Source organism: Polynucleobacter sp. UK-Kesae-W10 (assembly GCF_018881575.1).
Taxonomy (GTDB): domain Bacteria; phylum Pseudomonadota; class Gammaproteobacteria; order Burkholderiales; family Burkholderiaceae; genus Polynucleobacter.
Map to the genome: position 1 here is coordinate 26,360 of NZ_JACVQB010000002.1, position 13,570 is coordinate 39,929.

The 13,570-nt window shown below is 44.7% G+C and carries 14 protein-coding genes; 6 read left to right on the forward strand and 8 right to left on the reverse strand.

Annotated features, from left to right (window positions below):
* Positions 1-65: 65 nt before the first annotated feature.
* A complete protein-coding gene (locus tag ICN24_RS06555; protein ID WP_216222318.1) occupies positions 66-938 on the reverse strand; it encodes a CoA ester lyase in 873 nt (290 codons plus the stop codon).
* 82 nt (positions 939-1,020) lie between these two features.
* Here ICN24_RS06555 and ICN24_RS06560 point away from each other — a divergent pair, with 82 nt between their 5' ends.
* From ICN24_RS06560 to ICN24_RS06570, 3 genes are all read left to right on the forward strand, one after another.
* Positions 1,021-1,710, forward strand: coding sequence for a nitroreductase (locus ICN24_RS06560; RefSeq protein ID WP_216222320.1), 690 nt, complete (start codon positions 1,021-1,023; stop codon positions 1,708-1,710).
* A 133-nt stretch (positions 1,711-1,843) separates the two neighbouring features.
* Positions 1,844-2,152, forward strand: a complete 309-nt coding sequence (locus ICN24_RS06565; protein ID WP_216222321.1) for a DUF485 domain-containing protein — start codon at positions 1,844-1,846, stop codon at positions 2,150-2,152.
* Positions 2,149-3,876 (forward strand): cation acetate symporter, encoded by a 1,728-nt coding sequence (locus tag ICN24_RS06570; protein ID WP_216222323.1) that lies wholly within the window; start codon positions 2,149-2,151, stop codon positions 3,874-3,876. Before ICN24_RS06565 ends, ICN24_RS06570 begins: the two co-directional genes overlap by 4 nt.
* A gap of 73 nt (positions 3,877-3,949) precedes the next feature.
* Here the strand turns inward: ICN24_RS06570 and ICN24_RS06575 are convergent, their stop codons facing one another.
* Complete coding sequence (locus ICN24_RS06575; protein WP_216222325.1) at positions 3,950-4,606, reverse strand: 3'-5' exonuclease; 657 nt, start codon at positions 4,604-4,606, stop codon at positions 3,950-3,952.
* The gene (locus tag ICN24_RS06580; protein ID WP_216222327.1) at positions 4,603-6,423 is read right to left on the reverse strand and encodes a DUF294 nucleotidyltransferase-like domain-containing protein; all 1,821 of its coding nucleotides are present in this window, start codon (positions 6,421-6,423) and stop codon (positions 4,603-4,605) included. Before ICN24_RS06580 ends, ICN24_RS06575 begins: the two co-directional genes overlap by 4 nt.
* 322 nt (positions 6,424-6,745) lie before the next feature.
* Here ICN24_RS06580 and ICN24_RS06585 point away from each other — a divergent pair, with 322 nt between their 5' ends.
* Positions 6,746-6,907 carry a hypothetical protein gene (locus ICN24_RS06585; RefSeq protein WP_216222329.1) on the forward strand — a complete coding sequence of 54 codons (162 nt, stop codon included), beginning with the start codon at positions 6,746-6,748 and terminating at the stop codon, positions 6,905-6,907.
* A 176-nt stretch (positions 6,908-7,083) separates the two neighbouring features.
* Here ICN24_RS06585 and ICN24_RS06590 read toward each other — a convergent pair whose 3' ends face one another.
* The 3 genes from ICN24_RS06590 to ICN24_RS06600 are packed head-to-tail and all read right to left on the reverse strand — an operon-like array spanning position 7,084 to position 10,165.
* Positions 7,084-7,788, reverse strand: coding sequence for an outer membrane protein (locus tag ICN24_RS06590; protein WP_216222331.1), 705 nt, complete (start codon positions 7,786-7,788; stop codon positions 7,084-7,086).
* Positions 7,789-7,810: 22 nt separating this feature from the next.
* On the reverse strand, positions 7,811-9,568 hold the full coding sequence (locus ICN24_RS06595) for an ATP-binding protein (RefSeq protein WP_216222332.1): 1,758 nt from the start codon (positions 9,566-9,568) through the stop codon (positions 7,811-7,813).
* 3 nt (positions 9,569-9,571) lie between these two features.
* Entirely contained in the window at positions 9,572-10,165 is a 594-nt protein-coding gene (locus ICN24_RS06600) for a response regulator transcription factor (protein WP_216222335.1), read from the reverse strand.
* A gap of 276 nt (positions 10,166-10,441) precedes the next feature.
* Between ICN24_RS06600 and ICN24_RS06605 the strand changes: the two genes are divergently transcribed.
* Positions 10,442-10,768 (forward strand): hypothetical protein, encoded by a 327-nt coding sequence (locus ICN24_RS06605; RefSeq protein WP_216222337.1) that lies wholly within the window; start codon positions 10,442-10,444, stop codon positions 10,766-10,768.
* A 49-nt stretch (positions 10,769-10,817) separates the two neighbouring features.
* Positions 10,818-11,162 carry a helix-turn-helix domain-containing protein gene (locus tag ICN24_RS06610; RefSeq protein ID WP_216222338.1) on the forward strand — a complete coding sequence of 115 codons (345 nt, stop codon included), beginning with the start codon at positions 10,818-10,820 and terminating at the stop codon, positions 11,160-11,162.
* Positions 11,163-11,248: 86 nt separating this feature from the next.
* Here ICN24_RS06610 and ICN24_RS06615 read toward each other — a convergent pair whose 3' ends face one another.
* Together ICN24_RS06615 and ICN24_RS06620 are read right to left on the reverse strand one after the other, a co-directional pair.
* Positions 11,249-11,896, reverse strand: a complete 648-nt coding sequence (locus tag ICN24_RS06615; RefSeq protein WP_216222339.1) for a hypothetical protein — start codon at positions 11,894-11,896, stop codon at positions 11,249-11,251.
* Between the two features lie 241 nt (positions 11,897-12,137).
* On the reverse strand, positions 12,138-13,544 hold the full coding sequence (locus ICN24_RS06620; RefSeq protein ID WP_216222340.1) for a DUF2252 domain-containing protein: 1,407 nt from the start codon (positions 13,542-13,544) through the stop codon (positions 12,138-12,140).
* Between the last annotated feature and the right edge of the window lie 26 nt (positions 13,545-13,570).

The window sequence follows — 13,570 nt, forward strand, 5'->3', positions numbered from 1 at the left end:
CCTATGCACAATTTGGAAAATCAGATGCACCATTTCAGGGATTTTGAGTGCTGCTATGAGGTGCCTTAGCTAGCAAAGGAGGCAATGGCTTTGGCAAGCGCCAAGATCCTCTTGGCATCTTGGATATGAAGCTCTTCAATCAATTTACCGTTGAGCACTGCTATGCCTGCTCCTGATTGAATGGCTGCATCATAGGCAGCAATCCTGGCTTGTGCCTCACTGACTTCTTCGGGGGAGGGCCCGAATATTTCATTAGCCAGCGTAATTTGATTCGGATGAATTAAGGTTTTGCCATCAAACCCCATGTCTCTACCCTGAATGCAAGATTGTTTCAATCCTGCTTGGTCATCTAAAGAGAGATGAACCCCGTCTAAGACGCACAAACCATAGGCTCTGGCTGCCAGTACCGACAGTGACAGGGCGGTTTGGGTTTCTACTCTTTCTGGGGTATGGCGAGCATGAAGATCTTTTACAAGATCGGAGGTGCCCATAACTAAAGCTGCTAATCTCGGATGCGCGCTGGCAATTTCACTGAGCTTAAAAATCGCTAAAGGGGTTTCGATCATGGCCCAGATCCGAAGATCCGGGCGGGCATTGCAGGTCTCCAATATATCAACGACTTCTTGAATTTGCTTTGCTGACTCTACTTTAGGGAGCACGATCGCATCAGCCTTGGTATTTGCAAATGCCTTGAGATCCTCTGATCCCCAAGGAGTATTAAGGCCATTGATACGCACTACTGCCTCGCGATGACCAAAACCCGTCTCTAAAGCAGTGCGGATATTGTCGCGCGCAACCACTTTGGCATCTGGCGCTACTGCATCCTCTAAATCTAAGATGAGAGAGTCTGCTGCCAGGGTCTTTGCTTTCTCTAGCGCTCTGGTATTAGCACCAGGCATATAGAGTACAGAGCGGCGGGGGCGGTTGGTATTGATCATGGGGTAAGCGGCGAGTTGCTAGTAAATAAGAATGAATCAAAATATCATAGCCTAAGCGTATTTCAGTACCCAAGAGGAAAAAATGAATTCTGTTGAACAAGCCATTGAAACCCGTATGTCTGTCCGCGCCTTTACTCAAGAGCCTGTGTCCTCAGAGCGCATTCTAAAGTTGCTCAATCTAGCTGCAAGGGCGCCCTCTGGTACCAATACCCAACCCTGGAGGGCCTATGTTCTTGAGGGTCAAAAGTTAAGTGATTTATGTCATCAAGTCTGCGATGCCTATGATGCAATTGCGCAAAACCCAGAGCTTGAAAAGGAATATCAACCTGCCTATGACTATTACCCAAAGAAATGGTTTAGCCCGTACATTGATCGACGTCGTGAAAATGGTTGGAGCCTATACGGATTGCTGGGCATTACGAAAGGCGATAAAGAGAAGATGCATGCACAGCATCGCAAGAACTTTGAATTTTTTGGCGCTCCCGTAGGCCTCTTTTTCACGATTGATAAAGAACTTGGCAAGGGCTCCATGCTCGATTACGGGATGTTTTTGGAGAACTTGATGATTGCTGCTAGAGGTGTAGATTTGGATACCTGTCCTCAAGCTGCGTGGAATGCTTACGCAAAAATCATTCTCCCTTTTATCGGGGCTCAAGAAAATGAAATGCTGGTTTGTGGTGTGGCACTAGGACATGCGGACAAAAGCGCGATCGTCAACACCTTCCATACTCCCCGCGTGAGTGCCCAAGAGTTCACTACCTGGGTAAAGTAGCGGCTTCGCTCTAGGGATAACCTCTATAGGATATTCCCTAGATTTATTCATGAAGACCCTAACATTAAGGTGGTTTCTGCATGGACACTTATTAAAATTAAGCATCTTTACGTAGTACTTTTTAGGAGAAGTCATGTCTGATGCCATTGTTGCGCGCATAGAGGCAAACCCAAAATACCAAGAGCTGAAGCGAAAGCGCAGCACGTTTGGTTGGGCCCTATGTATTTTGATGTTTGTTGTCTATTACGGCTACATCGCCTTAATCGCTTTTGATAAGCCTTTCTTGGCACAGCCAATTGGCGATGGCGTGATTACCTTGGGTATTCCAATTGGTATGGGCGTGATTGTTTTCACCATTCTGATTACTGGTATCTATGTTCGTAGAGCCAATAATGAATATGACACCTTAACTGCAGAGATTCTGAAGGACGGTGTTAAATGAATCGTATTGAAAAATTACTCGGCGCATTAGCGCTATTCGTGTTGCCAGCATTAGCAATTGCCGCTGGCGCTGATATGGGTCAGGTTGAGAAGCAGGCGACCAACTGGGTAGCGATTGGAATGTTTGCGGCATTCGTTGCGGGCACTCTCTACATTACCAAGTGGGCTGCAACGAAGACAAAATCTGCAGCAGATTTCTATACTGGTGGTGGCGGTATTACAGGCTTCCAAAACGGTTTAGCAATCGCTGGCGATTATATGTCTGCAGCATCCTTTTTGGGTATTTCTGCTGCGGTGATGGCCAATGGCTATGATGGCTTGATCTATTCCATCGGCTTCTTGGTCGGCTGGCCAGTGATTACCTTCTTGATGGCAGAGCGCCTACGTAACTTGGGTAAATTTACCTTTGCTGACGTGGCTGGCTATCGCTTTCAACAAACCCCAATTAGAGCCTTTGCAGCATCAGGCACTTTAGTGGTTGTCGCTTTCTATTTGATCGCTCAGATGGTAGGTGCGGGCCAATTGATTAAATTGCTCTTCGGTCTTGAGTACTGGATGGCGGTGGTAATTGTTGGTTGCTTGATGATGATCTACGTGTTGTTCGGCGGTATGACTGCCACAACTTGGGTGCAAATCATTAAGGCATGCTTGCTATTGGCTGGCGTGACGTTCATGGCCTTCATGGTTTTGGCGCAATACGGCTTTAGCCCAGAAGCATTGTTTGCGAAAGCAGTTGAAGTGAAGACTGCGATTGCATCAAACGCCGGTAAAACTCCAGAAGAGGCTGCTAAAGCAGGCTTGAGCATCATGGGTCCAGGCGGCTTTATTAAGGATCCGATCTCAGCGATTTCTTTCGGTATGGCATTGATGTTTGGTACAGCAGGTTTGCCACATATCTTGATGCGTTTCTTTACCGTACCAGATGCGAAAGAAGCTCGTAAATCAGTTTTGTGGGCGACTACTTGGATTGGTTACTTCTACATCTTGATCTTCATCATCGGTTTTGGTGCGATTACTTTGGTATTGACCAACCCAGAAATGGCTGATGTAGCGAAGGGCGTTATTTTGGGCGGTGCTGGTACTGCAAACATGGCAGCAGTCTTGGTAGCTAAAACTGTGGGCGGCAACATGTTCTACGGATTCATCTCCGCAGTAGCTTTTGCAACCATCTTGGCAGTGGTAGCTGGTTTGACGCTGTCTGGTGCTTCAGCGGTTTCACATGACCTCTACGCAACAGTGATTAAGAAGGGTAATGCTGATAGCGCCTCTGAGTTGAAAGTATCTCGCTTGACTACTTTGACTTTGGGTGTGATCGCCGTGGTTCTTGGTATCGCTTTTGAAAAGCAAAACATTGCTTTCATGGTGTCTTTGGCTTTTGCGATTGCCGCTTCTGCAAACTTCCCTGTGTTGTTTATGTCAGTCCTATGGAAAAATTGCACTACCAAGGGCGCTGTGATTGGCGGTTTCTTGGGCCTCATTTCTTCTGTAGCTTTGACGGTCGTTTCTCCATCTGTATGGGAAGCAGTGTTGGGTAATCCTAAGGGTTCTGCATTATTCCCTTACTCTTCTCCAGCTTTGTTCTCGATCACGATTGGTTTCGTAGGCGTTTGGTTGTTCTCCGTTTTGGATAATAGCGAGAATGCGAAGAAAGAGCGCGCTGCATTTGCTGCACAGCAAGTACGTTCTGAAACCGGCTTTGGCGCTTCCGGAGCATCTGGTCACTAAGCAAGTCAGAATCAAAGTTGTACAAAAAACCAGGAGCAATCCTGGTTTTTTTTATGTTCTTTTGAAGGGAATGCTAATGGCCGAGTAGTTGGCGCAGCTTGATAAATGCCATACCCGTCATCACAGCATCATTGAGAGCATCGTGCGCATCTCTTACCGGTAGCCCAAGGTCTTTCATGAGGCTGTCAAAACGTAAATCAATCATGCCGCCTTGCTCGTTTGGCGGTAATTGTGCATTTTTGTATTCATAGTACAGCGCCGAGACTTCAATCTTGGGTTGCGGTAATCCTTGGCCTAGCATACGCCAGATCACTTTATGGAGCATAGCAATATCAAACTCAAGGTAGTAGCCAACAATAGGGCGGCTACCAATAAAGTTCATGAGCTTAGCTGCTGCTACTTCAGGGTCTAAACCGTTGGCCACATCTAACTCGCGGAGTCGATGAATCTTGACGCTCTCAGCGGAGACTTGTTTGTCAGGCTTCACCAGTAACTCCAGGCGCTCACTCGTCATGAGGGTATTACCAACAATTTTGACGGCGCCAATCGAGATAATTTGATCTTTGGCAATACTCAGCCCCGTTGTCTCGCAATCTAAGACCACCCATTCATTTGGTGGGGGCGCATCAAACATAAATCGATAGCGCTCATCAGCAAGGTGGTAAATAAGCCACTCTCGCCAGATGGAGTGATAGAGTTTTTTGAAGAGTCCCGGAGCTAGCTGACTCATGCAAATTCAAGATGGAAATGTTGTCGTAGGTATAGCTTGAAGCGTTTTACAACGCTCAGACTATCTTTAAGAAGATCTCTCTCTAGAGTGGATAAGCGGCTGATATCAATCTCACCACTCACCTCTTTTTGGGTTTCAAGCTCAATTAACCCACTTTTGAGCCTGAGCTCCATCAGGAGGTGCAAGGATTCAATCACTTCATTGCCCAAATCTTGGGGAAGCTTGTGCAGTTGGATGAGCTCTTGAACGCGTTCTGCCGTGGAATTGGCCCAAACATGGTTCTCCAACGCTAAGGAGCGCACCCCATGGGTAATTGCAAAGATACCTGCTTTTTTGAGGTTAATGCGATTTTCTGAAGAATCAGCCCCCAGGGTGAGTAAGCGATTCCACCAGCCAGCCTCAGAAGAGAAGCTTTCGATGGCCGATGCAAAGCGCGCCATCAAGAATTGGTTATCGGTCGCTAGCTGAAATAAACTTTGCTTCACATTTTGCAATAAGGCGGAATTGCCACTAATCGGATGGGAGTCCAGAAAGATCGCTAAGTTCATTAGGCTATCTGGAGTAGGCTCCATTAACCATTGTCGGGTGGTGCTGATAAAGTCAGTTTCAGACATCCGCCACTCTGGGTTGTTCACCATGATTTTTCCAGGACATTCTGGATAACCAAATTCAATGAGTGCTGCTGAAAAGCGATTACAGGCCTGGATAACTTCAGTGCTGATAGGAAAGGTATCGGCTACGATCAAGCCATTGTCTTGATCCGTTTTCAGAATTTGCTCGCCTCGACCTTCGCTTCCCATCACAAACAGGCAGCTATTGTTCAGAAGATCGGGACTGGCAATTAAAGACCAGGCGCGCTCGAAGAGTTTGGCATTGAGTTCCTGAACCAAGCGGGCAATCATGCTTACCCGTGTGCCATTGCGATGTAAGAGGCTAATGAGGTTGGTAATTTGTTCGGCAGGATCTTTTAGTTCGTCTAGCGTGTTGGCGCCTTGAATTTTTTGCACCACAATCGAAGAGCTGTTGGCAATAAAGCTCAATAAGTCGACTTGCTCTAAGGTTCCGATAGGTTCTTCCCCGCTCATTACGATCACACGGTGTACTGAGTGCCGAATCATAACGGCCAATGCCTCATACAGATGATCTGTGGCCTGTACGGTAATAAGCTTATAGTTGCTCAAAGGCCCAACCGCTGTCGACTCCAGGGGTAGTTTATTGAGAATAGCCCGTTGTAGATTGGTGATGGTAAAAATTCCTAATTTGGATACACCATCTCGCACCAAAACGTTATTTGTTCGTTTCTCACTAAAAATACGCACTACCTCAAATAGATTGCTACCGGCATCAACAATATGCACCTCTCTTAAAAATGCCTGACTGACTTGAGCCAAGCTCAGTGAGTTAATTTCATATTGGCTGCGACGTTCAGCGAGCGCATTTAATTTTTTTGAAAGGTCAGCAAAGAGAAGGGCGCCAAAGGTGGCATTCTCTGAAATCAATGCATTGACCGTTGCTTTAGCGAGTTGATAGCTAACAACTTCCTCGGAAGCAATAAATTGGCTGGATACTTTTCCAGCCATCAGCCCCCGACCATCGAAACAGTCATCGGGGCCATAGATGGCGACCTCTTCGCCATTCTCCAATTGCCGGACATATCCTTTGATCAAAATGAAGAGGTGGGTGGGAGCGGCCCCTACATCCAAAATGACTTCGCCTTCTTTAAAGTAGGCAATATCGACACTGTCTTTGACCAGTTGCTGCTCTTGGCTATTTAAACAGTCAAATGGGGAGGAGGAGAAGTTAAAGGCATTAGGCATACTTCATTTTATGAGCCTAAAGAAGCCTTGTGAAGGAGGGAAGGCCCTTAGGACTAGCTTTAAGGCGCCCTCTATGAGGCTGGCTAAGAGTCAATACTGCTTATTGGGGCCTAGAGCAAAAAAGGTGTTGATGGGGTGCTCAAAAGTGAATCATTCGTATGCCCAAAACTAATATCAACCCAGACTAAAACTTTAGTTCTAGAGCTCGCAAATTTGGCTTAATACTTTAGTTCTACAAGAGGCATTTTCGCAATTTATTCGATTAAGATCCTGCTTGTTAAAAAAATTCTTATTTATATTTAATTTACAAAAAGGAAATCCAGTGAATAAATTCAGTACCAATCTAGTCGTAGCCATAGCAGCCTTTTTGTTTGGCTTAGCAAGTGCTTCAGCCCTCGGTGAAGCAGGGTTGCATGGAAAGTCTAGCGTTACCTCAAATGCGATGACAGATGCCATGGGTAATATTTGCGCAACACAAGACTAATGCAATAGGGCTACTAATACTTTAGTTCTAGCTGATGAGGGATGTTGATCAAGATCAAGATTAATTCTGATCCCAGACTTTATAAATAAATTTCAGTAGCTATTCAAATTTCCATGACGGTTTTTTGAATATTGATAACCACCCTTAGGGGTGGTTTTTTTTGGTATCTCTGGCCATTAAAAATGGTAGCCAAGTCCAAAGATAAAATCGTATCCAGTGGCATTCGATGTTGATGTGACTGTTGCACCGTTATCAGTCAGAATGGTCACAGGTTTGGCTCTATTGACCGCATAGTTGCCTTCGCCAAACGCATAGATTGATTCAGATAAGAATTGCTTGTATCCCAAGCCGTAAACAGTGCCATTGGTTTTGGTTGATTGCTGCGGATAGTTCCCAGGGGAGTTAGCATTCGTTGTAGAGCCGGCATAGCCAATCTTTGCGTAGATTAAATGGGTTTTATCAATCACGTACCCAGGGATCAGGGTAAAGCTAAAGACGTTTGATACGTCATAAGTTCCAGTCTTCACTATCTGACTATTGCCAACGTTAGTAGCCAGCGTTGAACTTGCTGATTTTGAATGGCCAGGATAAAGGGCGGCACCAATTCCGATTAAGTAGCTCTCGCTCAGACCAAAGTTATAACCAACCCCAATCGCTGCTGCAGGGCCATTTGCATGATTCGCAGTTCCTGTATTTGTATATGATGGGACGCCAGGAAATGTGGTTGTGCCGTTAGCACTTTTAGGGATATAGCTTTCATAGCCGACGCCAATCTGAGCGTATGCACCAGCCCACGGATTTGATTTGGTTTGGGCATTAATGTTTGCTGAATGCATGATGAGGAGCGCCACGCCTATCGCGCTGCATTTGATTAATTTCATCTTATACCCTTTGTTTTCGGTGTTATTTAATTAGTAATAATTTGATGGCTTCAACAATTTCGCTGTAGCCAATTGGCTTATAGAGCACTTCAATATTTAACTGTTTAAATAATTGAATATGCTGAGGTGAGGTGTCTGCGGTAATGATGATTGCCGGAATATCGATGCCAAAACTATCTCGAAGCTGTTGAATTATCAAGTCTCCGGTCGTGGTCTCGAGGCGATAGTCACTTAAGATGCAGTCAATTTGATTGATGTCCGCTAACTGGTTCATCAGATCTTGACTATTTTCAGGTAGTGAGAGAACGACAAACCCATTTTGCGTCAAAGCCTGTTTGTAGGCGTCAAAAATAGTGTGATCATCTTCAAAAACAGCAATTGTTTTGGCTTCCAATAACAGCTCTTGATGACTGCCGCTTTCCCGCTGTATTGATTGGGACGCTGATTGTGGGCCAGTAGTGATTCCAAAGGTGGAGTATTGGGTTTGAATATTGAAACTTGTGCCTTTACCCAATATGGATTGAACAGATAGCTCAGTATCGGAGATCTTGCAGAGTCTTTTAACAATGGAAAGACCAAGCCCTAGGCCATCATGCATATTGCGAGTGCTATCAACTCTAAAAAATTCTTCGAATATTTTATCGAGAAGTGTAGACTCAATGCCGCAGCCTGTATCTTCAATAGTGATATGTAGACACTCATTTTTAGAAGATAGAGTAACCAGAATTGAACCCGTGGCAGTGTATTGAATGGCATTTGAGATCAAATTACCAAGGAGCTGTTGTAAAAGCAGCTTGTCCCCTTGAATTCCCATATTCATGAATTCAAATTGAAGTACTAAGTTTTTGTTTGTGGCGATGGGGGTATAGGTGTTGGATAAAAATCCAACCAGTTCTATCAGCTCAAAAGGTCTTTTAGAGGCATTGGATGCACCTGCATCCAGTTTGCTTAAATCTAGGAGTGACTTAAACATCGAGTTTAAGGTTTGAATACTCTTTCTGATCTGGAGAAAGTTGATCTTTTCTTTAGGGCTAAGCTTGTTTGGCTCAAATAGATCTAAGTAAATATTCACGGCATGTAGTGGCTGCCGAAGGTCATGGCTTGCAGTTGCAATAAATTTGGATTTTCCAATATTGGCAGAGACGGCGGCATTACGTTCCAGCTCTAAGGCCTTGTTCAGTGCTTGATTCTGAATTTGTAGGCTAACAGTTTTGATCCATGAGTTTGAAAAATACGAGGACATCTTGATGGCATATAAGGAAAATGCAAATTCACCCAAAAGAATGGGCCAGGGAAACATGAAGGGGGGTATGAGTGAGGCAATGAATTGGCCGATAAAGATGGGTAGAGCAAAGCATAAGAAGGTAGGGCGATGAATGGAATAGCCATACAGTCCAACAAACACTGCTGTAGAGCTCATTAATAGATAGAGGCACTGCAAATTAAACGGTAGGGTGGGAGCAACGATCAGCCAACCCAGTCCCCAGCACGCTGTTACCGATAGGACGCCCAGATTAAGGTTGCTAATTTTTTTCTTGGTGGAAAGCTGGGCATCCTTATTCCTGAAGAAGACCATATAGGCCCTAAAGGCAACGCATACGGCCATTACAGAAAGCCAGATTGTTAGGCTGCCTAGGGCGGCATCCTGGAATACCAGGGCACCAGTTAGTAGAGGCCCAATAACAGTGCCAGCAGTATTGGTCTTGGAGGCTGTTTCAAGAAATTGATACTTTTCTTCCAGTAGCAAATCTTCATGTTGGTGTATTGAGAATGAATCCATGCTCTATACCCATCCATTTTCTTTTGCTTTAATCACCGCCTGAGTTCTATTGAAGACTTTAATTTTCTTGAATATTTCACCCAAATGCACTTTTACGGTCTGCTCGCTGATATTGAGGGAGTATGCAATCATCTTGTTTGAGTCACCATTCGAGATATGCGCAAGAATTTCTTTTTGCCTATCTGTCAGTTGCGTCAACTCTGCTTCATTTGGACTAAGGCCCATGAGAGCGCAAAGGCTCTGATGAATGTAGGAGGTATCACTACTTTTAGGTATAAAAATACTGCACCCAGCCTCAAGGCATTCCGCTTCAATAGTGTCCTGTTCAAGCCCTGAAATTGCAGCAATAGCAATGACGTCATCTAGCTTTTTAAACTCCTTAATACCGGAGTACTGATTCTCGGAGTCGGGTATTAATAAATCCAATAGGATGACCCATTTAGACTTTTTGGAGCGGACAATCTTTAGCCCCTCTGTAATAGAGTTTGCAGAAAAGACTTGGTTACCTGAGGAGAAGAATTTTCGGGTTAAGAACTGATGTAATGCATCCCGATAAACCGGATGGTCGTCAACGATCAGTAGTGACACGGAATGCATGGCGACCCCTATTTTTGGTCTAATTATCGGGTGAGGAAAAAAGGTGATTAATTATGTCATTCATCATTTAGGCATATCTAATACTTTAGTTCTAGATTTAAGATTGACCGTGATCAATTATTCGGGGCTAACCCTTAATTGCCTCATCATATTAGGGATATTGCTTAGCGAAAGGCTTCAAAGATTTGTGTCAATTGAGTGACTAGAGCTAAAGTGCTATAGCTTAATTAGGGTGGTCTTCTTAGGATGAACCTAGTTCATTTTTAGAGGTCTACCATGTCCCAACATTCTTTCTTCGGCCGCCACCCAGTCATTACGCTGTTAGCGATTGCTTTACTCATTTGTGGTTCTGCTGCAATAGCCGGAACACAAATTCAATCAGGGGTTGCTTATGAGGCGGCTGCGAATCCAAGCAATCCCCATCGCATACCCGCTCATCTGGATCCAAAGTCTCAGGAGCTGTCTGATGAAATCAATGCCATTAAAGTGGAGCTGCGTGAGGAGCTAGCTGAGGTGAGCGAGACTGTACATAGTGTTGCATTTAAAGATCATCACGGCACATCGCAGCAGACAATCGATTTCACAACTGGCACATCCAATTAAGATTTGAAGAATTTTTGATATAGCATCACCATAGACTAAGCGGGGCTTAATGATGACGGCACTCAATTATTTATCAATCTTTGAAGCGCTTAGCCATGAGACGAGATTGCGTGTTTTTGATTTCATCTACCAATCAGGGGAAGCAGGCGCACGTCCGAAAGAAATGATTGATCAGTTTAGGGTGGATTCGGGTACCTTGGATTTTCATCTTAAAAAGCTCGTTGCTGCAGGGCTAATCATCCTGAAGGCAGGCAGCAAAAGAGGGGTCTATTGCCTTAGTGAAAATATTCCCGACGGCTTAACGCAACTTTTTGACTCAGCGAACGCAGATCGCTTATCGCTAATAAGAAATTCAACACCATCCGAGCTCACTAAGAGGGAATTTTTGCATTAGCGCGTTATAACAAGTAGCGCCAGATTAAATAAAGAAAAAGCCACCTACGGGTGGCTTTTAAATCTCATCAGGCGCTTGTTATTAGATTAGCCGGCACCCGGTTTGTAGCAAGTCTGTCCATATTGAGTAGCGCTAGGAGCTACTCCATTCACCCAATTTACCGTTGAGGTGTTAACTAGGGAGTATCCATTGCCACAGCTTAGACTGTTATTTACTGAATTGGGTTTTGCGAGACTATTGCCCTCAATGTAGGGGCTAAATGTAGCACCATCAAATTGGTAATCAAGGCCAAGGCGTGAATAGCTTGCTTGTACAGCCGCTGTAGCAAAGATACCCGTTTTATTAAATGAATAGCCTAATCCAGCGTTGCCCATCACATCCCTTGTTCCGCCTACATAAGCCACTCTGATGTTATCAATACCTATTGCATCCCTGTAGCTAATTCTCAAATTGACATCCGCACCATATACATTGTTGTTTGAATTAACGTTTAAAGAGCGTGCGCCTAGTAACAAATCTGGAATAAAGCCGTTACTGTATGCACCAAGAGCCCAAGATAAACCGGCATAAACGCGATTATCAACTCGATAGCTGGAGCTACTGTTTGGAAGTGAGCAGGACTTGGTTGGGTCAGACTGGACCGAGCCACAAGCTCCTGTTTGAGCGCCCGCAGTCATTTGGATGCCTAAATAAAGAATCAATGCGACCAGTGCGCTGGAGAGGGCTTGTTTCATATTCAACTTCCTTTTGTGTTCGTATTGGCAATATATTTGATGCCCAATAAATATGCAATGAATGATTGTAGCTATCTATCCGCATGGTGTTGAGTGCCCCTCATGCAGTAGTTCTTGCATCTGCAATGAAGGGGCTTTTAGGGCTGTGGGGGACCCTCTTAATATGGTTTAAATAGATCGCAGAGTAGAACAAAAATTAGCCTTTTAGAGGATGCGAAAGACGCATTATGGGGGTGGCCAATTAAATGCTCTCGGAAGTGCAAGCGAGTTTTCCAGATTTAATGGCTTGCAAAAACATTTCGTAATCGGCTTGATTCTGCTTGCTGTAGGCAATTGAAAAGTTCACAAGCGCATCATCCAATGCCTCGCCTTTTCCGCAATAGCCGGCCAGCATTGCAGCGTCTCCCGATCGCGCATGGGCATTGGCTAATGCCCAGCCAAAAAGTTTTGCAAAATCCGGAAATACTTTCGGATTAATACCATCGTCACCAATGGAGATACCGCCTTTCATATCCCGTAATTGGCGAACATAAAAGTCAATTTCAAATGTTTTTCCATATCCCAAGAAAAGATCTGGAGCGCCTTGGATGAGGCATTGACCATGGACTACACGCGCACCTTCAGTGGCATATTCAGTATCCGGAAAGAACGTGGTTAAAACTGACTTTTGTGCTTCTTTGACTTGTAAGAACAGTGGATCATGAGTATCTCGCCCCTCAAAGTAAAGCACCCAGCAAGCGGTGCCAACGCTCCCTACACCAACAACTTTGCGTGCCCAGTCAATCCATTTGTAGCTCAGCAGTAGGTGCTTTCGATCTGCTGCTAAAGATTCAATATAAGAGTTCAAGCCTTGATCATTTAATGCGGCTATATCGTTGCCATGATTCGAGAGTGTGAGGTGTTCGATTAGAGGTGGTTTCTCGATGAGTCTGATGCCATCCGGAGTGACCTCTGTTAGCTTTCCAATAAGACCTTGATTATTGTTCTCGCGTGCTTTTTTGAGAAGCTTATCAAGATATTGTTTGCTAATGGGATCAGCATATTTATTGGCTGCATCTTGAAGTACCCTTTCGTCTATATAAGCACGCTTGAGATCAATGAATGACATCTTTGCATACCGATGTAAATACTTGCGATAGGTACTGCAAATATTTCTGACAATCATTTCGCCATAATGCTGGTCTTGCCCTAGTGACTGGGATGCAATCATTGCGCTTGCCGCTAGACGTTTGAGATCCCAATCAAAATTACCAGGTAGCGTTTCATCAAAATCATTAATACCAAATACCAGCTGGTGTTCGGTAGTAGAGAAGAAGCCAAAATTACTGACGTGCATATCCCCGCAAAGTTGAACCTGAATAGCAGGGCTTGAAGTTTTCGCTAAATCCTTAGCCATGATGGCGGCGCCACCACGAAAGAAGGAAAATGGATCAACTGCCATGCGGGCATGGCGGATCGGAACGTATTCCGGAATGCGAGCGCTCGCCTGGCTGATAAGAATGTCAACTGCTGCTTGGCGCTTGTGCTCGACCTGAAATTCTCCGATCGATGAGCGACTCACGAGTTTGCGAACAGATTTTCCTAGCTCAAACCGCTCATGCGGACTGGGATTTTTGATGAGAATAGATTGATAGAGTTCACTAGCCATGCTGCAATCATGCCATAGACCTGGAG